The organism is Actinomycetospora sp. CA-101289 (assembly GCF_050955895.1).
GTDB lineage: Bacteria > Actinomycetota > Actinomycetes > Mycobacteriales > Pseudonocardiaceae > Actinomycetospora.
Genome location: NZ_CP192093.1, coordinates 1,926,883 through 1,946,705, shown reverse-complemented (window position 1 = coordinate 1,946,705; position 19,823 = coordinate 1,926,883). Strand labels below are relative to the sequence as shown.

The 19,823-nt window shown below is 73.7% G+C and carries 18 protein-coding genes; 6 read left to right on the top strand and 12 right to left on the bottom strand.

Translation table 11 applies throughout. The features are described 5' to 3' along the window. Positions 1–3: 3 nt before the first annotated feature. From ACQPX6_RS09625 to ACQPX6_RS09615, 3 genes are read right to left on the bottom strand one after another with little or no spacing between them, the layout of a single operon-like run. Positions 4–237 (bottom strand): hypothetical protein, encoded by a 234-nt coding sequence (locus ACQPX6_RS09625; protein WP_433787084.1) that lies wholly within the window; start codon positions 235–237, stop codon positions 4–6. Then, a complete protein-coding gene (locus ACQPX6_RS09620; RefSeq protein WP_433787083.1) occupies positions 234–2,222 on the bottom strand; it encodes a hydantoinase B/oxoprolinase family protein in 1,989 nt (662 codons plus the stop codon). Before ACQPX6_RS09620 ends, ACQPX6_RS09625 begins: the two co-directional genes overlap by 4 nt. Beyond that, the gene (locus tag ACQPX6_RS09615; protein WP_433787082.1) at positions 2,219–4,300 is read right to left on the bottom strand and encodes a hydantoinase/oxoprolinase family protein; all 2,082 of its coding nucleotides are present in this window, start codon (positions 4,298–4,300) and stop codon (positions 2,219–2,221) included. Before ACQPX6_RS09615 ends, ACQPX6_RS09620 begins: the two co-directional genes overlap by 4 nt. A gap of 123 nt (positions 4,301–4,423) precedes the next feature. On the opposite strand from ACQPX6_RS09615, the gene ACQPX6_RS09610 reads away from it, so the two are divergent. Continuing rightward, positions 4,424–6,076, top strand: a complete 1,653-nt coding sequence (locus tag ACQPX6_RS09610; RefSeq protein WP_433787081.1) for a helix-turn-helix domain-containing protein — start codon at positions 4,424–4,426, stop codon at positions 6,074–6,076. Here ACQPX6_RS09610 and ACQPX6_RS09605 read toward each other — a convergent pair. Together ACQPX6_RS09605 and ACQPX6_RS09600 are read right to left on the bottom strand one after the other, a co-directional pair. After that, positions 6,036–7,124, bottom strand: coding sequence for a LacI family DNA-binding transcriptional regulator (locus tag ACQPX6_RS09605; RefSeq protein ID WP_433787080.1), 1,089 nt, complete (start codon positions 7,122–7,124; stop codon positions 6,036–6,038). The two genes, ACQPX6_RS09610 and ACQPX6_RS09605, sit on opposite strands and share 41 nt — an antisense overlap. Before the next feature lie 16 nt (positions 7,125–7,140). Beyond that, the gene (locus ACQPX6_RS09600; RefSeq protein ID WP_433787079.1) at positions 7,141–8,055 is read right to left on the bottom strand and encodes a 3-keto-5-aminohexanoate cleavage protein; all 915 of its coding nucleotides are present in this window, start codon (positions 8,053–8,055) and stop codon (positions 7,141–7,143) included. 311 nt (positions 8,056–8,366) lie between these two features. Between ACQPX6_RS09600 and ACQPX6_RS09595 the strand changes: the two genes are divergently transcribed. From ACQPX6_RS09595 to ACQPX6_RS09580, 4 genes are read left to right on the top strand one after another with little or no spacing between them, the layout of a single operon-like run. After that, positions 8,367–9,266 (top strand): FAD binding domain-containing protein, encoded by a 900-nt coding sequence (locus ACQPX6_RS09595; protein ID WP_433787078.1) that lies wholly within the window; start codon positions 8,367–8,369, stop codon positions 9,264–9,266. Beyond that, positions 9,259–9,771 (top strand): (2Fe-2S)-binding protein, encoded by a 513-nt coding sequence (locus ACQPX6_RS09590; RefSeq protein WP_433787077.1) that lies wholly within the window; start codon positions 9,259–9,261, stop codon positions 9,769–9,771. The genes ACQPX6_RS09595 and ACQPX6_RS09590 overlap by 8 nt, the downstream gene beginning before the upstream one ends. Continuing rightward, positions 9,768–12,197: a xanthine dehydrogenase family protein molybdopterin-binding subunit gene (locus ACQPX6_RS09585; RefSeq protein WP_433787076.1), complete on the top strand. Its 2,430-nt coding sequence runs from the start codon at positions 9,768–9,770 to the stop codon at positions 12,195–12,197. The genes ACQPX6_RS09590 and ACQPX6_RS09585 overlap by 4 nt, the downstream gene beginning before the upstream one ends. A 2-nt stretch (positions 12,198–12,199) precedes the next feature. Further along, complete coding sequence (locus ACQPX6_RS09580; protein ID WP_433787075.1) at positions 12,200–13,087, top strand: cyclase family protein; 888 nt, start codon at positions 12,200–12,202, stop codon at positions 13,085–13,087. Between the two features lie 10 nt (positions 13,088–13,097). Here the strand turns inward: ACQPX6_RS09580 and ACQPX6_RS09575 are convergent, their stop codons facing one another. The 6 genes from ACQPX6_RS09575 to ACQPX6_RS09550 form a co-directional block, all read right to left on the bottom strand. Beyond that, positions 13,098–13,454, bottom strand: coding sequence for a PRC-barrel domain-containing protein (locus ACQPX6_RS09575; RefSeq protein WP_433787074.1), 357 nt, complete (start codon positions 13,452–13,454; stop codon positions 13,098–13,100). Between the two features lie 11 nt (positions 13,455–13,465). Beyond that, positions 13,466–13,924, bottom strand: a complete 459-nt coding sequence (locus ACQPX6_RS09570; protein WP_433787073.1) for a hypothetical protein — start codon at positions 13,922–13,924, stop codon at positions 13,466–13,468. Positions 13,925–14,122: 198 nt separating this feature from the next. Then, positions 14,123–15,196, bottom strand: a complete 1,074-nt coding sequence (gene mnmA, locus ACQPX6_RS09565) for a tRNA 2-thiouridine(34) synthase MnmA (RefSeq protein ID WP_433787072.1) — start codon at positions 15,194–15,196, stop codon at positions 14,123–14,125. Positions 15,197–15,266: 70 nt separating this feature from the next. Beyond that, positions 15,267–16,454 carry a cysteine desulfurase family protein gene (locus ACQPX6_RS09560; RefSeq protein ID WP_433787071.1) on the bottom strand — a complete coding sequence of 396 codons (1,188 nt, stop codon included), beginning with the start codon at positions 16,452–16,454 and terminating at the stop codon, positions 15,267–15,269. Positions 16,455–16,590: 136 nt separating this feature from the next. Then, complete coding sequence (locus ACQPX6_RS09555; RefSeq protein WP_433787070.1) at positions 16,591–17,550, bottom strand: electron transfer flavoprotein subunit alpha/FixB family protein; 960 nt, start codon at positions 17,548–17,550, stop codon at positions 16,591–16,593. Between the two features lie 84 nt (positions 17,551–17,634). Continuing rightward, positions 17,635–18,417 (bottom strand): electron transfer flavoprotein subunit beta/FixA family protein, encoded by a 783-nt coding sequence (locus tag ACQPX6_RS09550; RefSeq protein WP_433787069.1) that lies wholly within the window; start codon positions 18,415–18,417, stop codon positions 17,635–17,637. A 253-nt stretch (positions 18,418–18,670) separates the two neighbouring features. Here ACQPX6_RS09550 and ACQPX6_RS09545 point away from each other — a divergent pair, with 253 nt between their 5' ends. Next, a complete protein-coding gene (locus ACQPX6_RS09545) occupies positions 18,671–18,841 on the top strand; it encodes a hypothetical protein (protein ID WP_433787068.1) in 171 nt (56 codons plus the stop codon). 42 nt (positions 18,842–18,883) lie between these two features. On the opposite strand, the gene ACQPX6_RS09540 is transcribed toward ACQPX6_RS09545, so the two are convergent. Continuing rightward, positions 18,884–19,822 carry a methionyl-tRNA formyltransferase gene (locus ACQPX6_RS09540; protein ID WP_433787067.1) on the bottom strand — a complete coding sequence of 313 codons (939 nt, stop codon included), beginning with the start codon at positions 19,820–19,822 and terminating at the stop codon, positions 18,884–18,886. Position 19,823 lies beyond the last annotated feature (1 nt).

Genomic DNA, 19,823 nt, shown 5'->3' with positions numbered 1-19,823 from the left:
TCGTCAGCGGAGGTGGACGCTGTAGGGCACGTAGCTGAAGCCGAACGGGGTCGGGCTGGGCTCGCGGCGCAGCACGTGCAGGCAGTCGGCGCAGCGCGCGACGAGGCACCAGCCGGTCACCTCGAGCAGCGGGTAGCCCTGCACCGCCGTGCTCCCGCACGACGGGCACGTCTCGTCGAGGTCGGTCCGGGTGACGGCGAGCTCCGGCTCCTCGGGCCGGCCGAACAGCATCGTCACGAGCCGTCCTCCGTCGTCGAGCTGCGTCGCGCGGCGTCGCTCCGCAGCACCTCCGTCGCCTCGCGGTCCACGGTCAGCTCGTCGGGCCCCTCGTCGACGTCGCCCAGGATCACCACGCCGTAGTCGACGCGGGCACCCTCGAGCGTCACGAAGCCGTCGCGCACATCGCGCAGGACCGCCTCCGGGTCCCGGGCGAACGCCGCTCCCCAGCCCCCGGCCCCCGGCGTGCGCACGCGCAGGAGCGTCCCCGGGGTGGCGGCGATGTCGGCGTTCCCGGAGTGCCACCGTCCCTCGTACGGCGCCGCGGCCGCCCCCGAGTCGGCGAAGTACCCGCCCAGCGGGCGGACGTCCTCGTCGGACGAGCGCAGCCAGCGTGCGGCGTCGGAGCCCCCGTCCGGCTCCCCGATCCAGGCCCCGCCGGGGCGCCCGGCACCCCCGCCGTCGGCACCCCAGGGAAGGATCCGCAGGTGCAGGAGCATCGGGTAGACGTCGGCCTCACCGACGAGCATCCGGTCGTACACGACGCCCACACCGCCGCGGTGCGCGCCGGGCCCGGCGGTGTCGGCGACGAACTCCTTGCGCAGGACGACGATGGGGTGGTCCTCCTCGATCGACTCGATCGACATGTCCATGAGGTTCTGCTGGCTCATCGACACGAAGTTCTCGCCGTCGCCCTCCGCGGACGCCCCGAAGCCCCCGAGCGCCAGCATCGGCGCGACGAACAGCTTGCGCCCCGACCCGGTGGGGTCCTCCAGCACGACCGGGATCGACTGGGTCGCCGCGGCGAGGCGTTCCGCGACGCCGTCGCCCGCGTTGCGCCGGGGCCCGGACGGCGGGGCCGCGGTGCTGCCGGTCATCAACAGGCCCATGTTCGACCCGTAGTGCCCGCCGAAGCCGGACCCCGGCGGAGCACCGGAGATGATCGCCTTGGTGACGGCGTTGAACACCGCCTCGGCCGCGTCGAAGTACATCGTCGTCGCCGCCGGCGGCCGCGCGGTGATGAACGTGCCCTCGGGCGCGACCACGGTGATGCACCGGAACGCCCCGGCGTTGTTCGGGTTGTGCGGGTCGCAGAGGAACTTCAGGGCGGTGTAGACGCCGTTCGCGGCGTCGAACACCGAGCAGTTCACCGACGACGCCGCCTCCCGCGTCGAGCCCGAGAAGTCGACCTCGACCTCGTCGCCGCGCTTGCGGACGGTCGTGCGCACGACGTAGGGCGTGTCGTGGAACGCGTCGGCGTCGATGCCGTCCTCGCCGACGAAATCGCCGTCGGGCAGCGCGCGCAGGCCCTCGCGCATCGAGCGGTCGGCGTAGTCGAGCGTGTAGGCCATCGCGTCGTGCACGGTGTCGACGCCGTGGGTCTCCGCCAGGGCGTGCAGGCGCTCCTCGGCGAACGCGCAGGCACTGTGCATGGCCTGCAGGTCGGCGATCATGTTGTCGGGCAGCCGGGAGTTGTCGAAGTACAGGTTGAAGCCCGGCGTCCACGGACGGTCGTCCTTGTAGACGGGCACGCCCGCGATGACGACGCCCTCCTCGAACAGCGACCGCTTGCGCGTCGAGTAGCCGCCCGCGGTGACCCCGCCCATGTCCATCAGGTGCGCCTTGACCGCCACCCCGCCGATGAGCCGGTCGCCGACGAAGACGGGCTTGTAGAACCCGTTGTCGTAGACGTGGTTGCCGCCCTTGAACGGGTTGTTGATCGCGATCATGTCGCCGGGGCGCAGGTTCTCGACGCCGTACTCCCAGAGCAGGTTGCGCACCATGAACGGCATGACGCCGGAGAAGTGCGCGAGGCTCTCGTTCATCGCGACGACGTCGTGCGCGAGACCGCGCTCGAGGTCCTCGGGGCCGATCAGCGTCACGCAGAAGTCGAACGCGTCGCGGATGATCGGCGAGAAGCTCGACCGCAGGATGATCCGGCCGGCCTGGCGCACGGTGGCGAAGAAGGCGCTGCGGATGATCTCGAGCGCGACCTGGTCGCTCATGCCCGCCCCCAGGTGATGATCATGTGACCGGTCCCGTCGACGGTCAGCACGTCGCCCGCCTCGAGCACCGTCGTCGCCGTCGGCTGGACGACCAGCGCCGGGCCCTCCACCCTCGCCCCCGCCGCGAGCCCGTCGCGCGCCAGCACCGGGACCTCCTGCCACCGACCGTCGAGGTGCACGCGCGCGCTCCGGGGCGCGGCGACACCGTCGACCACCGCCGGCGACGGCGGATCGGGCGTCCCGAGCTCGACGGTCGCGGTGACCCGGGCCATCGTCGCCTTCACGTCCGCGCGCGGGACGGCGTAGCCCCAGGTGCGGCGGTGGGTGGCGTCGAAGTTGGTGCGCAGCTCGTCGATGGCGGCGTCGTCGAGGGGGCGCTCGGGCACCGGGACGCCGTTGGTCTCCCAGGTCTGGCCCTGGTAGCGGCCGTCGAGCCAGCGGGTGTATCGGATGTCCCGCTCGCTGTATCCGGCCTCCGGCGCCGCAGCTCCGCTGCGCTGCGTGCGGCCCAGCGTCCGCGCCGCGTCGTCGCGCAGGCGCGTGTAGGCCGCCTCCAGCTCGTCCGGCGCGAGCGCGCCCAGGGCCCGGACGACCGGCTCGCCGACGTCCATGCGCAGGTCGGCGAGAGCGAGCCCGTAGGCGCTGAGCTCCCCGGGCTGCGGGGGGACGACGACCGACTCGCTGCCCAGCGCCCGCCCGATCCGCGCGCCGAAGACCGGGCCCGCCGAGCCGTAGACGTAGAGCCCGAACCGGCGCGGGTCGATGCCGTTGTAGACCGACACCTCGCGGGCCGCCTCGACCATCGCGGCGGTCGCGATGTCCAGGACGGCCCGGGCGGCGGACTCGGTGCTCAGGTCCGTGGCCTGCGCGATCGGCCCGAACGCCACGCGCGCCGCGTCGGTGTCGAAGGTCGACGCCCCGCCCATGAACCGCGCCGGGTCGAGGATGCCCAGGACGGCCAGCGCGTCGGTCACCGTGGGCTCGGTGCCGCCGCGCCCGTAGCAGGCCGGGCCGGGGACCGCGCCCGCGCTGCGCGGGCCGACCCGCAGCGCCCCGCGCCGGTCGACCCAGGCCAGCGAGCCGCCGCCCGCGCCGATCGAGTGCACGGCCATCGCCGGCAGCGCGATGATCACGTCGTGCTCGATCTCGAGCTCGGTGGTCACGACGGGTTCCCCGCCGACCACGACCGCGCAGTCCGCGCTCGTCCCGCCGATGTCGAGCGTGATGAGGTCCGGCGCCCCGAGGTGCTGCCCGCCCCGTTGGGCGCCCGTGACGCCCCCGGTCGGCCCGGACTGCAGCGTGTACGCCGGACGCTCGCGGGCGGTGCCCACCGGGAGCACGCCGCCGTTGGACTGCATCACCATGAGCGGTCCGGTGTAGCCGGCCTCGGCGAGGCGGCGCTCGGCGCGGTCGAGGTAGCGCTGCACCGGCGGCCCGACGTAGGTGTTGACCACGGCCGTCGAGAAGCGCGGGTACTCCTTGAAGCACGGGTGGACGCCGGTCGACGTCCAGACCGGCACCTCGGCCAGCTCGGCGGCGATCGACGCCGCGCGCCGTTCGTGCTTGTCGTCGGCGTAGGCGTTGAGGAAGCAGACCAGGATCGCCTCGACCCCGCGCCCGACGAGGAACCGGACCTCGTCGGCCAGCGCCTCCTCGTCCAGCGGGACGACCTCGCGCCCGGTGCGGTCGATCCGCCCGGGCACCGTGCGGCGCAGCCAGCGCGGACAGAACGGCTCGCGGGCGTCGCCGAACGCCCGCTGCCAGCGCGGGTTGAACTGGTCGCCGCTGGGGCGCTGTCCCCGGCCCATCGCCAGGACGTCGCGGAACCCCTCGGTCGTGATCACCCCGATCGTCGCGCCGGTGCGCGTGAGCACGGCGTTGAGCCCGACCGTGCAGCCGTGCAGGACCAGCGAGATCTCCGCCATCGGGATCCCGAGCACCTCGATGCCGGCGAGGAACCCCTCGGACTGGTCGTGGGGGGTGGTCGGCACCTTGCACGTCGTCACCGCGCCGGTGACCTCGTCCACCGCCACGCAGTCGGTGAAGGTCCCCCCGACATCGATCCCGACCCGGTACACCAGGGCGCCCCCTCCGTCGACGAGTGACCTGGCACACAGAGTCGTCCGGACGGCGCGGCTACGCTATGGCTCCCTGACCAACGGGGACGGGGGTCGGTGGTGCCGGCGACGCACGCGGAGTGGATGACGGCGGCCGCGGACATCCTGCGCGCGCTCAACGCCGACGAACCCCGCGAGGCCCTGCTGAGCCGGATCGCCCGGCACACCTGCGCGCTCGTGCGCACCGACTCGTGCTCGGTGATGCTGCTCGACGACACCGGCGAGCGTCTCGTGCTGACGGCCGGTCACGCCCTCACCGAGCGCTACCGCCGGGACCTCGAGCAGCAGGCCCCGCTGCTGGTGCACCCCAGCGGGCGCGAGTCCGACCTGCCCGCGGCCCGGGCCGTCCGCGAGCGACGCACCGTCGTGCTCCGCGACGTGGGCGCCACCGACGCCACCTGGCCGTGGCGCGAGCTCGCCCTGACCGAGGGCATCCGCTCCCTGCTCGCCGTGCCGCTGGGCGGACTCGACGGCCGGGAGCTGGCCGGCGTGCTCGTCGGCTACACCGGGCACGTGCGCGACCTCGCGCCGGACGAGCTCGCCGCCGCCGAGCTGATGGCCCAGTACGCGGGAACGGTCCTGCGCACCGCGGAGCTGCGCGCCGCGGAGCAGGCCACCATCGCGCGCCTGGAGCGGGCCGAGCAGCAGGACCGCGAGCTGATGCGGCTGCTGCTCGACGACGCCGGGCTCGACGGCGTCCTCGACGCCCTCGCCGCCGCGCTCGACGCGTCGGTGACCCTGGAGACCCCCGAGGGCTCCCTCCTCGGCCGGGCGGGCCCGGAGATGGCCGGGGTGCCCCCGGTGGCGCGGTCCCGGGCGCTGCGCCGGACGCTGGCCGCCGCGGACGGTCACCGGACGATGGTGCAGGCGCCGCTCGGCGGGTCGGCGTGGGCCTGGGTGGCCCCGATCGCCGTCGCCGGCGTGCTCGCCGCGCGTCTCTGGGTGGCTCGGGCCGACGGCTGGGCCGAGCGACCGGTGATCGAGCGCTTCTCGCTGCTCGTCGCGCTGGAGATGCTCCGGCGCCGTCAGGCCGTCGAGACCGAGCTGCGGCTCACGCGCGACCTGGCGGTGGAGCTGGTCAGCGGCACCGGCGACGAGCGCAGCCTGCTCGACCGCTCCGACGCCCTGCACCACGACCTGCGCCGCCCGCACACCGTCGTGCTGGCCCCCACCGGCACCGCCCCCGTGCTCGGCGGGTCACCCCTGGTCGGCGAGCACGAGGGCGCCCTGATCGTCCTGGTCCCGGAGGCCGATCGGGCGCGGCTCGCGGCGGCGTTCGCCGGGGTCCACGGTCCGGTGGTGATCGGTCCGACGGTGACCGCCACCGACGGCTATCCGCCGGCCTGGCGGGTGGTCCGCACGGCCCACGCGCTGGCCGCCGAGGCCGGGACGACCGGCGTGCTCGACCTCGACGACCTCGGCGTCGCCGCGCTCCTGCTCGAGACCGGCACCCCCGACGGGCTGCGCCGACTGGCCGCCCACCGGCTGGGCGCCCTCGAGGAGCACGACCGCGCCCGGGGCACCGACCTCGTCGCGACCCTGCGGGTCTGGGTGCGCAGCGGGTGCTCCACCGCCGACACCGCCCGCACGCTGCACGTGCACCCGCACACGATCAGCTACCGCCTGCGCCGCGTCGCCGAGCTCGCCGGCACCGACCCCCGCCGTCAGGAGGGCCTGTTCGAGCTCCAGGTGGCGCTCATGGTGCGCGCGGTCCAGGTCTGCGCGGCCCGGCCATGACCGAGCGCGGGCAGCCGCAGCTCGTCCCGATGCGCAGCGTGTGGGGCACGGTCTCGTCCATGACCGGGCCGCCGCGCCCGTCGACGCGGCGGATGAGCTGCTCCACCGCGGTCTGGGCCATGACGCGCCGGCCCAGCGTGACGGTCGTCAGCTCGGCCAGCATCGAGGCGCCGGGGAAGACGCCGTCGATGCCGGTGACGGCGACGTCCTCGGGCACCCGCAGGTCGTGCTCGCGCAGTGTCCCGATGACCCCGGAGGCGATGGCGTCGGACCCGCAGGCGATCGCGCGCGGGACATCACCCGCGTCGACGAGGTGCTGCGCGACCCGCCGTCCGCCCTCGGCGTTGAGGAACGCGGTGAACCGCCGGTGGGCGGGCAGCGGGACCCCGAGCTCGGCGGCGGTGGCGACGAACGTGCGGGCCCGTTCGGCCGACGATGACGAGCTCTGCGACCCGGTGACGATGGCGAGATCGGTGTACCCGTGGCCGAGCAGGTGGCGCAGGATGTCGGAGGACAGCGCCGTCTCGTCCACGCCGATGAAGTCGGCCCGCAGCCCCGGGATGCGGCGGCTGACCTGCACGAACGGCATCTCGGCGCGCCGCAGCACGCGGATGGCGTCGCCGTCGTCGGTGTGCAGCGAGGTCAGGACCATCCCGTCCACCCGGCGGGCGATCATCGTCCGGACCACGGTGTCCAGCGTCGGCGAGCTCTCCTGGGAGTGGGCGACGAAGACCTCGTAGCCCTGGGCGCGGGCGATGTCGATCGTCCCGGCCGAGAACTCCGAGTAGAACGGGTTGCTGATGTCGGTCAGCACCAGCCCGAGCACCCGGGAGGGCTCCGGCTCGGCCGACCGCTCGTAGCGGTCGAGGGGGTGCCCGAGCTCCGCGGCCGTCGCGAGCACGCGGGCCCGCATCTCCGCCGAGACGCCGGGCTTCCCGTTGAGCGCGTAGGAGACGGTCGCCGCCGACACCCCCGCGCGGCGGGCGACGTCGGCGGCGGACACGCGCAGCGCGCGGATGCCCTGGCGGGGCCGCGCGTCACCGGTCACCCCGTGCAGCCTGCCGTCAGAAGCCGACCGCGTCACGACCCTTGAGCCCGAGGACGGCCCGCGCCTCGTCGGGGGTGGCGATCTCGAGGCCGAGGGCGTCGAGGATGTCGCACACGCGCGTCACCTGCTGGGCGTTGCTCTCGGCGAGCCGGCCCGGCCCGATCCACAGCGAGTCCTCGAGGCCGACGCGGACGTGCGAGCCCGCCGCGGCGCCGATCGAGGCCAGCGGCATCTGGTGGCGGCCGGCGCCCAGGACCGACCATTCGTGGCTCTCGCCGAACAGGCGGTTCGCGGTCCGGCGCAGGTGCATGAGGTCCTCGGGGTGCGGCCCGATCCCGCCGAGCAGCCCCATCACGGTCTGGACGAACAGCGGGCCCTCCGTCAGCCCCCGGTCCCGGAAGTGCGCGAGGTTGTAGAGGTGCGAGGTGTCGTAGCACTCGAACTCGAAACGGGTGCCGCCCGCCCGCCCGATCTCGAGCACGGTCTCGATGTCGGCGAAGGTGTTCTTGAAGACGAGGTCCCGGCTCTTCTCCAGGTGCTCGCGCTCCCACGCGTGCTCGAACTCGGTGAACCGGCCCAGCATCGGGTAGAGGCCGAGGTTCATCGACCCCATGTTCAGCGAGGCGAGCTCGGGCGCGAACTCCCGCGCCGGCCGCATCCGCTCCTCCACCGTCATGTGCGGGGAGCCGCCGGTGGTCAGGTTGACCACGGCGTCGGTGTGGCGCTTGAGCTCGTCGAGGATCGGCACGAAGTGGGCCGGGTCCTGGGACGGGCGGCCGTCGCGCGGGTCGCGGGCGTGCAGGTGGACGACCGCCGCCCCCGCCTCCGCGGCACCGAGAGCGGCCTCCGCGATCTCCGCGGGCGTGACCGGCAGGTACTTCGACATCGACGGCGTGTGGATCGCGCCGGTCACGGCACAGGTGATGATCACTTTCCGCGGTGCGGGCACGGCGACCGCCTTCGACCTCGAGGCGCTGGGGCCGCCTCAGCGTCGGCCCCTCCTCGACCGTTAAGCAACGTTAAGCCGGCACGTCGCAGCGGGGAGGGCCATCCGGACGCCATGGGTCGGATTGCCCGACTTAACGTTGCTTAAGTCCGGTCCGACCAGCGAGAGTCGGCCTCGTTGTGACCTGAGTAACACCTCGCAGCCGCTCGGCCGGCACCGCACCACCACCCGCCGGCCTCCTCCTCGCGACCCGCCCGCCGGGCGTCGGTCGAGCACGCCAGCACCCGGAGGTGCCCATGAAGCCTGCGCCGTTCGAGTACACGGCACCGCGGGATCTCGACGAGGCACTCGACCTCCTCGGCGAGCACGGCGACGACGCGCGGGTGCTGGCGGGCGGGCAGAGCCTCGTGCGGATGATGAACGCCCGGCAGGTCAGCCCGGCCGTGCTGGTCGACATCAACCGGGTGCCGGGGCTCGACACGCTCGGCCTCTACGGCGAGAACGGTTCGTCCACGCTGCGACTGGGCGCCACGGTCCGCCAGCGCACCAGCGAGCTCTCCCGCGAGGTCGCCGCGCACGCCCCGCTGCTGGCCGAGGCCGGCGCGCAGGTCGCCCACGCCCCGGTGCGCGCCCGCGGCACGGTCGTGGGCAGCGTCGCCTTCGCCGACCCGTCCGCCGAGCTGCCGACTGCCCTGCTCGCGCTCGACGGCCTCGTCAAGGTCCGCAGCCGCGCCGCCGAGCGCACCGTCGCCGCGGCCGACTTCTTCACCGGACCGTTCCGCACGTCGCTCGCCCCCGACGAGATGGTGGTGGCGATCGACGTGCCCGCCGCGGCCGGCCGGACCGCGAGCGCCTTCGTCGAGCTCACCCGCCGCACCGGTGACCTGCCGGTCTGCGGCGCAGCCGCCGTCGTCGGCCTCGGTGACGACGGGCGGATCGCGCACGTGCGGGTCGCGCTCTGCGGCGCCGACGACCGCCCCGTGCGCGTGCCCGCCGTCGAGACCGCGGTCCTCGGGGCCGACGACCCCGCCGCGTTCAGCGAGGCCGCGGCGGGCGCCGCCGACGGCCTCGACCCGATCCCCAGCTGCCACGGGTCGGCCGACTTCCGCCGACACCTCGCGCGCGTGCTGACCGCCCGCGCCCTGCGCACCGCGTTCGCCCGTGCGACCTCGCCGAAGGAGACGACCGATGCCTGACAAGGTCCGCGTCCGGATCACCGTGAACGGCGCCCGCCACGACCTCCTCGTGGAGCCCCGCACCCTGCTGGCCGACCTGCTGCGCAACGAGCTGGCCCTCGCGGGCACGCACCTCGGGTGCGAGCAGGGCGTCTGCGGCGCGTGCACCGTGATCGTCGACGACGTCGCCACCCGGTCCTGCCTGGTGTTCGCGGCGCAGCTCGACGGCTCGTCCGTGCGCACCGTGGAGTCGCTGGCCGGGGCCGACGGCACCCTGCACCCGATCCAGCGGGCGTTCACCCAGGAGCACGGCCTGCAGTGCGGCTTCTGCACCCCCGGGATGCTCATGGCCGCCTGTGAGCTGCTCGAACGCGTCCCCCATCCCGGGCGCGAGGACGTCGAGGAGTCGATGGGCGGCAACCTGTGCCGCTGCACCGGCTACCAGAACATCGTGCGGTCGGTGAGCGCCGCCGGACGGCTGATGGCCGAGCAGACCAGCAGCGAGCAGAGCGGGGTCCGCGCATGAGCACCGTCGAACGGCCTGTCACCGAGACCCGCCGCTGGGTCGGGCAGAGCGTGCCCCGCAAGGAGGACCCGAAGCTGCTCACCGGGCGCGCCGGCTTCGTCGGTGACGTCGTCCTGCCCGGGATGCTGCACGGCGCGGTCCTGCGCAGCCCGCACGCCCACGCCCGCATCGTCTCGATCGACACCTCCGAGGCCGAGGCGCTGCCCGGCGTGGTCGTGGTGCTGACGGGCGCGACGGCCGCCGAGCACGTCGACCCGATGCCGGCGTTCTGTGCCGAGCCGGTGGAGCAGCGCGCGATCGCCGTCGAGCGCGTGCGGTACCCGGGCGAGGCCGTCGCCGCCGTCGCGGCCACCGACCGCTACACCGCCGAGGACGCCTGCGCCCGCATCCGCGTGGAGTACGAGCTGCTCCCCGCGCTGGTCGACCCGGTCGCGGCGATGGACCCGTCGGCAACGCGGGTGCACGAGACGCTGGACTCGAACGTCGTCTTCCACCGCAGCCTGGACTGGGGCGAGGTGGACGCCGACCTGGCCCGCGCGCACACGATCGTCCGGTCGAGCGCGCGCTGGCACCGGATGGGCGCGCACCCCATCGAGACGGCCGGGGCGGTGGCGTCCTGGGACCCGTTCGGCCAGTCGATGACGGTGTACTCCAACAGCAACTTCATCAACTTCCTGCCCTGGGCGTTCGCCGGGATCCTGCGGGTGTCGACGAACCGGCTGCGGATGATCCCGTGCGCGGTGGGCGGCAGCTTCGGCAGCAAGCACCTCATCACCAAGGTCATCTCGATCACCGGGGCGCTCAGCAAGGCCTGCGGGCGGCCCGTGCAGTACCTCGAGGACCGCGCCGACAACGTCGCCGCGAACGACAACGTCGGTTGCGACCGGATCTACGACGCCGAGCTGGCGCTGGCCGAGGACGGCGAGATGCTCGGCCTGGTGCTGCGGATCATCGACGACTACGGCGCCTACTTCCAGTTCGCCCACGGCCAGCACGGCAACGCGGTGGCCCAGCCCGTCGGCCCGTACCGGATCGGCAGCGTGCGCTACGACGTCTCGTGCGTGCTGACCAACAAGGTCCAGCAGGGCTTCTTCCGCGGCGCGGGCGCCGACCCGGGCAACTTCATCCTGGAGCGCCTGGTCGACAAGGCCGCCCTGGAGATGGGCATCGACCGCGTCGAGCTCCGCCGGCGCAACTTCATCCAGCCCGACCAGTTCCCGTACAAGATCCCGACGGGCAACGTCTACGACAGCGGCGACTACGAGGCCGTCCTCGACCGGGCGCTGGCGATCGCCGGGCTCGACGACTGGCGCGCCGAGCAGGAGCGGCTGCGCGCCGAGGGCCGCTACCTGGGCATCGGCCTCGCGACCTGCCAGGAGCGCTCGGGCTACAACGCCTCGGAGTGGTGGTTCCTCTACGGCGACGAGGCGCCGCTGCCGGCGACCAGCACCCCGGAGAGCTGCAAGATCGACGTCGACGCGATGGGCGGCGTCCGCGCCACCATCGGCTGCCCGCTGTGGGGCAACAGCCCCGAGACCGTCGTGGGCCAGGTCGTCGCCGAGGAGTTCGGCATCGACCCGTCCGAGGTCATGGTCACCTACGCCGACTCCACGAGCGGCGCGATCTCGGCCGGACCGGGCGGCAGCCGCGTCACGATCATGCTCTCGGGCGCGACCCGCGGGGCCGCGCGGACCGTCAAGGACAAGATGATCCGGGTCGCGGCGAGCGCCATGGAGATGGACCCCGAGGACGTCGAGTGCGTCGACGGCGTCTTCCGCGCGAAGGGCGTGCCGGGCACGTCGATGACCATGGCCGAGGTCGGGATGCGGGCCCACCTGTTCAACGACGGCACGAGCGAGGCCGAGAGCAGCGGGCTCGTCGCGGTGCACACCTACGACCACCCGTACTTCACGCCCCCGACGGCCGACCGCAGCGACCTGGGCGCCTTCTACCCGATGGTCTCCCACGCCTGCCACATCCCGATCGTCGAGGTCGACCCGGAGACCGGCGAGGTGAAGCTGCGCGCCTACTACGTCGTCAACGACTGCGGCACCGTCATGAACCCGGCCCTGGTCGAGGGGCAGGTCGTCGGCGGCATCGTGCAGGGCATCGGCGCGGCGCTGATGGAGGAGTACAGCTACGGCGCCGAGGACGGGACCCTGCAGACCCCGACGCTGCGGGAGTACCTGCTGCCGAGCATGCACGAGGTCCCCGAGATCGTGCTCGAGCACCTGGAGACGCCCTCGCCGTTCACCACCTACGGCGTGAAGGGCGCCGGCGAGGGCGGCCGGCTGGTGGCCCCGACGGCGATCGCCAGCGCCGTCGACGACGCGCTGCGCCCCCTCGGGGTGTGGGTGGACGAGCTGCCCATGACGCCCGAGCGCGTGGTGAACATGATCGCCGACGCCCGGGAACACCGGCGGTGAGCGTGGCCGACCCGGAACGCGGGCCGGCCGCGTTCCGCAGCCCCGAGGACGTCCTCGCCGCGCTGGCCCTGCCCTCGCGCGGCCAGGTGTACTCGCTCTCGGTCCCGCGCTTCCCGGGCATGCCGCTGTTCGGGTCCCACCCGCCGTTCCAGGTGAACATGGCCCGCACCCCGGACGGGCTGCGCGCCGACGGGGCGCAGCCGTGGGGGCCGTGCAACGACGTGGGGCTCGGCTACATGGCCGAGCTCGTCAGCGCCACCTCGCACAGCGGCGCCCACGTCGACGCCCTCGCCCACATGACGATCGGCGAGGACGACCACTGGTACGGCGGCGCCACCGCCCGCGAGCACCTCGGCGACCGCGGCCCGCGCCACGGCGACGCCGCGAAGCTGCCGCCGTTCATCACCCGCGGCGTCCTGCTCGACGTCCCGGCGTACCGCGGGGTGGACGCGCTGCCCCGCTCCTCGCCCGTCGACGCCATAGAGCTGGCGGCGGTCGCCGAGCACCAGGGGGTGGAGGTCCGCGCGGGCGACGTCGTGCTCGTCCGCACCGGCTACCTCGGGTCCTGGCCCGACACCGAGGCGATGGCGCGCCACGCCACCGCTGGGCCCGACATCTCGTCGGCCCGCTGGATGCTCGACCGCGGCGTCGTCGCCGCGGGCAGCGACACCGAGACCTTCGAGGTCCAGCCCGCCCCCGACCTCGGGGACCCGGCCAACCCGCAGCCCGTCCACACGCTCCTGCTGATCGAGAACGCGATCTACCTCTTCGAGTCGATCTACCTCGAGGAGCTCGCCCGCGACGGGGTCCACGAGTTCCTCTTCGTGGCGCTCCCGCTCAAGATCCAGGGTGCGACCGGCTCGATGCTGGACCCGGTGGCGATCGTCTGATCGTCGTCGTTCAGCGGCGGGCGAGCCGGCGCGCGCCGCCGGTGGTGGCGGCGGCGAGCCCGTAGTGCTCGAACACCGCGGGCTCGTCCTCGGCGGCGAGCTCCCCGTCGGTGTCGATCGACGGGGCGTGCTTGGCCAGGTCCTTGCCCACGGTGACCCGCACGTGGTCGGGCGACACGGTGGCGCCGGCCAGCGGCACGAACGCCAGGCGCCGGCGCCCGATCATGCCGACGACGACGGTGGCGAACGCCGGCTGGTCGGACTGGGTGTCGACGTAGACCGCCTCCATGTCGCCGATCTTGCCGCCGGCGGGGTCGACGACGGCCTTGCCCTGCCAGTCGCGGATGTTCTCGGCCTCGAAGCCCATGGGGCCGGACCCTAGCGGCGCGGCGAGGAGAGGATGCGCACGGCGAGCGCCTCGGTGACGGCGAGTCGGGGCGTGTTCTGCCGGGCCCGTTCGACGATCTGCCGCGGCGAGAGGCCCATCTCGGCGTACAGCCGGACGATCTTCTCCTGCGCGGGGGTCCACGAAGGGCGGGCCTGGCGTGTCGGACGTGTCGCGCGGGGTCGGCGCGGGGCGGGGACGTGCGGGACGGTCTCGGGCACGGTCCCGAGGCCGGTGTTCTTGGTGGCGAACTCGCCCGCGGCGGCGCGCGCCGCGATCTCGTCGGGCTCGGCGACGCGGAAGGCGTCGCCGCTCTTGTTGACGGCCACCGCGGTGACGGTCGGGCCCCGGCGGTACGCGGCCTGGCAGGCCGGGGCGGTGCAGTAGGTGTATCCCAGGTCGGCGCGCTCCGCCGCGATCTCGCTTCCGCACCCGATGCAGGTGGTGCTCATGCTGACGCCGATTCTACTCCTGACGCTAGACGCGCTGGCGGGCGCAGAGATCACCAGGTCGATAGGCACGCGGAGCGGGCGACCCGAGGTGCCTTTCGGCCTGCTGATCACCGGGGCGGGCGCTCCATCGAGATCAAGAGCACCTCGTGCACCTCGTCGGGCCCGCGCGGGTGGACCAGGTACTCCTGATCACCCAGGTCAGCGCGAGGTGGCGGCGATCGTCGCGCTGCCCAGGACGACGTCGCCGTCGACGTCCGGGCGGTAGAAGACCGCGGCCTGACCGGGGGCGACGCCGCGCAGGGGCTCCCCGAGCGCGACCTCGACCCCGTCACCCACCACCCGGACCGTCGCCGGCGCGAGGCCGCCGTGGGCGCGCACCTGGACGACGCAGTCCAGGGCCTCGCGCGGGGGGTCGACGAGCCAGACGGGAGAGGTGCCCGTGAGGCCGGTGACGTCGAGCTCCTCGACCGGGCCGACCCGCACGGTGCGGCTGACCGGCTCGAGCCCGAGCACGTAGCGCGGCCGCCCGTCGGGGGCGGGCCGGCGCAGCCCGAGGCCGTGGCGCTGGCCGACGGTGAACTCCTGGACGCCGCGGTGGGCGCCGACGACCGCGCCGGACGGGTCGACCATCACGCCCGGGGCCTCGTCGATCCGGTCGGCGAGGAAGCCGCGGGTGTCGCCGGAGGGGATGAAGCAGATGTCGTGGCTGTCGGGCTTGTCGGCGACGACGAGCCCGCGGGCGGCGGCCTCGGCGCGCACCTCGCCCTTGGGGCTGTCGCCGAGCGGGAACACCGCGCCCGCGAGCTGGTCGGGGCGCAGCACGCCGAGGACGTAGGACTGGTCCTTGTCGGGGTCCACCGCGCGCCGCAGGACGCCGTCCGCGAGGCGCGCGTAGTGCCCCGTCCCCACGGCGTCGAAGCCCAGGGCCCGGGCGCGCTCGAGCACCGCCGAGAACTTGATCTTCTCGTTGCACCGCAGACACGGGTTGGGCGTGCGCCCGGCCGCGTACTCGGCGACGAAGGGCTCGACGACGTCGTCGCGGAACCGGGCGGCGAGGTCCCAGACGTAGAACGGGATGTCGAGGACGTCGGCGCAGCGCCGGGCGTCGCGGGAGTCCTCGACCGAGCAACAGCCGCGCGCACCCTCGCGCATCGTCGCGGGCTTGGCCGCCAGCGCAAGGTGCACGCCGGTGACCTCGTGCCCGGCGTCGCGCAGCCGCGCCGCCGCCACCGCCGAGTCGACCCCGCCGCTCATCGCGGCCAGGACCCTCACGGTGCGCTCCGCGCACGTGAGCACTTCTCGGTGCTGGAGCACCAAGAGGTGCTCACATGCCGAAGGCACCTCACGACCGCGCCAGCGCATCCCCGGCGCGGCGGGCGCGCTCGACGACGGGGCCGATCGCCTCGACGACGGCGTCGACGTCGGCCGGCGTGGAGTTGTGGCCCAGCGAGAAGCGCAGGGAGCCGCGGGCGAGGTCCTCGTCGAGGCCCATGGCCAGCAGGACGTGGCTGGGGCGGGCGACGCCGGCGGTGCACGCCGAGCCCGTGGAGCACTCGATCCCCCGGGCGTCGAGCAGCATCAGCAGGCTGTCGCCCTCGCAGCCGGGGAAGGACAGGTGAGCGTTGCCGGGCAGGCGCTCGCCGGGCGCGTCGAGCGGGACGCCGTTGAGGCGCGCGTCGGGCACCTCGGCGACGACGCGGGCCACGAGGTCGTCGCGCAGGGCGCTCAGGGTGGCGGTGCGCCGGTCGACGTCGGTGACGGCGGCGCGCACGGCCGTCGCGAGGCTCATGGTGCCGGGGACGTCGAGGGTCCCCGAGCGCACGTCGCGCTCCTGGCCGCCGCCGTGCAGCAGCGGGGTGCACGTGGCGTCGCGGCGCAGCAGCAGCGCGCCCGCACCGACGGGGCCGCCGAGCTTGTGCCCGGTGAGCGAGAGGGCGTCGACCCCGCTCGCGGCGAAGTCGACGGGCACGGCGCCGACGGCCTGGACCGCGTCGGTGTGGAACGGGACGCCGAACGCGTGGGCGACCTCGGCGAGCGCGCGCACGTCGTTCACCGTGCCCACCTCGTTGTTGGCCCACATCACGCTGACGACGGCGACCTCGTCGACGTGGGCGGCGAGCGCCGCGCGCAGGACCTCGGGGTCGACGCGGCCACAGGGGTCGACGGGCAGGACGTCGAGCTGCGCGCCCTCGTGCTCGGCGAGCCACTCCCCGGCGTCGAGCACGGCGTGGTGCTCGGCGGCGGACACGACGACGCGGGTGCGGCGGGGGTCCGCGGCCCGGCGGGCCCAGTAGAGGCCCTTGACCGCGAGGTTGTCGGCCTCGGTGCCGCCCGTGGCCAGCACGACCTCGGACGGCAGGGCCCCGACGGCCGCGGCGATGGTCTCGCGGGACTCCTCGATGGCCCGGCGCGCCCGGCGCCCGGCCGAGTGCAGCGACGACGCGTTGCCGACGCGCCCGAGCGCGTCGGTGAGGGTGGCCGCCGCCTCCGGCAGCATCGGCGTGGTCGCCGCGTGGTCGAGGTAGGTCATCGACCGTCGAGCGTAATCCCCTCGTGCACGATCGGCTGCCCCCGAGGGGTGCCGGGCACGGACCGTGAACGAGCGAAGGGCCCCTCCGCTCGGATCACCCGAGCGGAGGGGCCCTTCGGTCAGGACGGCGGCGCGCCTACGAGCTGCGCTTGCCGACCTCCTCGGTCAGCTGCGGGCTGATCGAGAACAGGTCGCCCACGACGCCGAAGTCGGCGATCTCGAAGATCGGGGCCTCGGGGTCCTTGTTGACCGCGACGATCGTCTTCGAGGTCTGCATGCCGGCACGGTGCTGGATCGCGCCGGAGATGCCGAGCGCGATGTACAGCTGCGGCGAGACGGTCTTGCCGGTCTGCCCGACCTGGAACTGGTTCGGGTAGTAGCCGGAGTCGACCGCGGCGCGCGAGGCACCGACCGCGGCGTGCAGCGAGTCCGCGAGGGTCTCGACGACGTTGAAGTTCTCCGCCGAGCCCACGCCGCGGCCACCGGCCACGACGACGTTGGCCTCGGTGAGCTCCGGGCGGTCGCCGCCGACGATCGGCGCCCGGTTGGACACCTTCGCCGACTTCGCCTCGTCGATCGCCGGGAGGTCGACCGTCTCCTGCGTGCCCGCGCCCGCGTGCTCCTCGATCTCGATGGAGCCGGAGCGCCACGAGATCACCGCGGTGTCCGTGGTGGCGCGGGCCTGCACGGTGAACGCGCCCCCGAAGATCGAGTGGGTGCCCTCGCGCTGGCCGTCGATGTCGACGACGTCGTTGAGCCAGCCGGAGTTGGTGCGCACCGCCAGGCGGCCGGCGACCTCGCGGCCGTCGGCGCCCGCCGGGATGAGCACCGCGGTGGGCGAGACGCGCTCGACCAGCACCGCGAGGGCGTCGACCTGCGGGGTCGACAGGTAGTTCACCGCGTCGTCGGACTCGGCGACGTAGATCTTCTCGGCGCCGTGCGCACCCAGGCCCTCGGCGACCTTCGTCGCCGTGCCCGGCGTGCCGACGACGACGGCCGACGGCTCGCCCAGGCGGCGGGCCGCCGTGAGCATCTCGTAGGTGTTCTTCTTGATCTCCCCGTCGACGTGGTCGACGAGGACCAGGACCTCAGGCATTCCTCTCCCTCCAAGTCGGAGCGGCCTCCGCGGCGCTGGCGCGCCGCGTGTGCCGTCCGACGTCGGGTCGCGTAGACGGCTTGATCAGATGAGCTTCTGGCCGACGAGGAACTCGGCGATCTTCGCGCCGCCGTCGCCCTCGTCCTCGACCTTCTGGCCACCGGACTTCGGCGGGCGCGGGGCGAAGGAGTCGACCTGCACGAGCGAGCCGGCGAGGCCGACCTCGTTCGCCTCCAGGCCGAGGTCGGAGATGCCGATCTTGTTCACCGGCTTCTTCTTCGCGGCCATGATCCCCTTGAACGAGGGGTAGCGCGGCTCGTTGATCTTCTCGGCGACGCTGACGACCGCCGGCAGCGACGCGGCGAGGTCGGACGTGCCCTCGTCGGTCTCGCGCTTCACGGTGACGGTGCCGCCGTCGACGGCCATCTCGTTGGCGTGCGTGAGCGACGGCCAGCCGAGCACCTCGCCGAGCATGCCGGCCATGGCGCCGCTGCGGCCGTCGGTGGCCTCGTTGCCGGCCAGCACGAGCTGGACGTCGTCGACGGTGCCGATCGCCTTGGCCAGGATCTTGGCGGTGGTCACCGCGTCCGAGCCGTGGATGGCCTCGTCGTTGACGTGCACCGCGTTGTCGGCGCCCATGGAGAGCGCCTTGCGGATCGCGTCGGTGGCGCGGTCCGGGCCGACGGTGAGGACCGTGATGGTCGCGTCGCCGGCCTCCTTGATCTTGAGCGCCTCCTCGACGGCGCGCTCGTTGATCTCGTCCAGGACGGCGTCGGACGACGCGCGGTCGAGGGTCTTGTCCGCGTCGGAGAGCGTGCGCTCCGACCAGGTGTCAGGCACCTGCTTGATCAGCACGACGATGTTCATGGGCCTGCTGCGACCTCCTGTGCTCGCTTCGCGGACCGCGATTACCGATCAGTAGCTTACTCGTCGGTAACCTGCCTTCTGTCCCGACTCTCCCACGCTCCGCGCCCGAGAGCACGGTGGCGTATCCCTCGCATGTTACCGAGGAGTAGGGTGTAGCGCCCTACTCGCGGGTAACAACAGGGTGTCCGAAAGGGGCGATACCGTGGGGCGACACGGGGCGGATACGCCCGCCCCGAGCACCCCAGGAGACGTCGTGCCCGGCTTGTTCTCGAAGGTCCAGCAGTTCCTGCGCAGCCCGCAGGGACGCAAGTACACCGACCAGGCGAAGCGCTACGCCTCGGACCCCAAGAACCGCGAGAAGGCGCAGGGCATGCTCAACAAGTTCCGCGGCAAGGGCGGCGGCGCCGGCGGCGGCCACCGCTAGTCGCGCTCCGGCCCGGTACGGGGGGACCGGGCCGGGCCGGCCTCACGTGAGGTAGTCGCCCATCCGCCGGAAGTAGTCGCCGGCCACGTGCTCGGCGCCGTCCGCGTCCAGCACGCGCTGCAGCACGAGCCCGTGCTGCCCGCCCCGCCAGGCCTCCGGCCCCGCGACGACGATGACGCCGCGGCCCTCGCGGGCGAACACCCGCCCGACCGTCCCGCCGCAGCGCTCCCGCGACACCGACGCCTCGAGCACGCGCAGGCGCTCGCCCTCGTGCAGGCACCAGGCGTTGGGGTAGGGCCCGGTCTGGGCGCGCACGAGGTTGACGAGGTCCCGCGCGGACCTGTCCCAGTGGATCCGGTTGTCCGGGTCCGCGCGCTTGTGGAAGAACGACGCGTGCTCCGGGTCCTGGCGCAGCCAGTCGTGCGGGCCGTGCTCGATGCGGTCGAAGGCGTCGAGCGACAGCTCCCCGAACAGCCCGACCGTGCGGTGGAACAGGTCCTCGGTGGTGTCGGTGGGCGTCACCGGCACGGTCCGCTGGGTGATGATGTCGCCGCGGTCGAGGTCGGCGTCCATCCAGTGCGCGGTGATCCCGACCTGGCTCTCGCCGTTGATCAGCGCCCAGTTGAGCGGGGAGAAGCCCGCGTACTTCGGCAACAGCGAGTCGTGGGTGTTGACGGTGCCGCGGGTGGGCGCGCCGAACACCTCGGGGCTGATCCAGGTGCGCCAGTTGCAGGCGAGCCCGATCTCCGCGTCCGCCTCCTTGATCGCGCGCACCAGCTCGTCGTCGACGGCCTTCTCGCGGTAGAGGACGGGGATGCCGTGCTCGCGGGCGAGGTCGCCCATCGACTCCTCGAAGATCGCCGGTGCCCACTCCCCCTCCTCGGGGTGGCTGACGGTCAGCACCACCTCGTGGCGGGACTCGAGCAGCGCGGCCAGCAGCCGCGCGCCCCACTTCTGGTAGCCGAACAGGACGACGCGCATC

Bases quoted from the DNA above. Each gene is read 5' to 3' on its own strand.
- ACQPX6_RS09620 (WP_433787083.1), bottom strand. From the start codon at position 2,222: ATGAGCGACCAGGTCGCGCTCGAGATCATCCGCAGCGCCTTCTTCGCC.
- ACQPX6_RS09610 (WP_433787081.1), top strand. From the start codon at position 4,424: ATGACGGCGGCCGCGGACATCCTGCGCGCGCTCAACGCCGACGAACCC.
- ACQPX6_RS09595 (WP_433787078.1), top strand. From the start codon at position 8,367: ATGAAGCCTGCGCCGTTCGAGTACACGGCACCGCGGGATCTCGACGAG.
- ACQPX6_RS09590 (WP_433787077.1), top strand. From the start codon at position 9,259: ATGCCTGACAAGGTCCGCGTCCGGATCACCGTGAACGGCGCCCGCCAC.
- ACQPX6_RS09585 (WP_433787076.1), top strand. From the start codon at position 9,768: ATGAGCACCGTCGAACGGCCTGTCACCGAGACCCGCCGCTGGGTCGGG.
- ACQPX6_RS09575 (WP_433787074.1), bottom strand. From the start codon at position 13,454: ATGGGCTTCGAGGCCGAGAACATCCGCGACTGGCAGGGCAAGGCCGTC.
- ACQPX6_RS09570 (WP_433787073.1), bottom strand. From the start codon at position 13,924: ATGAGCACCACCTGCATCGGGTGCGGAAGCGAGATCGCGGCGGAGCGC.
- ACQPX6_RS09560 (WP_433787071.1), bottom strand. From the start codon at position 16,454: ATGACCTACCTCGACCACGCGGCGACCACGCCGATGCTGCCGGAGGCG.
- ACQPX6_RS09555 (WP_433787070.1), bottom strand. From the start codon at position 17,550: ATGCCTGAGGTCCTGGTCCTCGTCGACCACGTCGACGGGGAGATCAAG.
- ACQPX6_RS09550 (WP_433787069.1), bottom strand. From the start codon at position 18,417: ATGAACATCGTCGTGCTGATCAAGCAGGTGCCTGACACCTGGTCGGAG.
- ACQPX6_RS09540 (WP_433787067.1), bottom strand. From the start codon at position 19,822: ATGCGCGTCGTCCTGTTCGGCTACCAGAAGTGGGGCGCGCGGCTGCTG.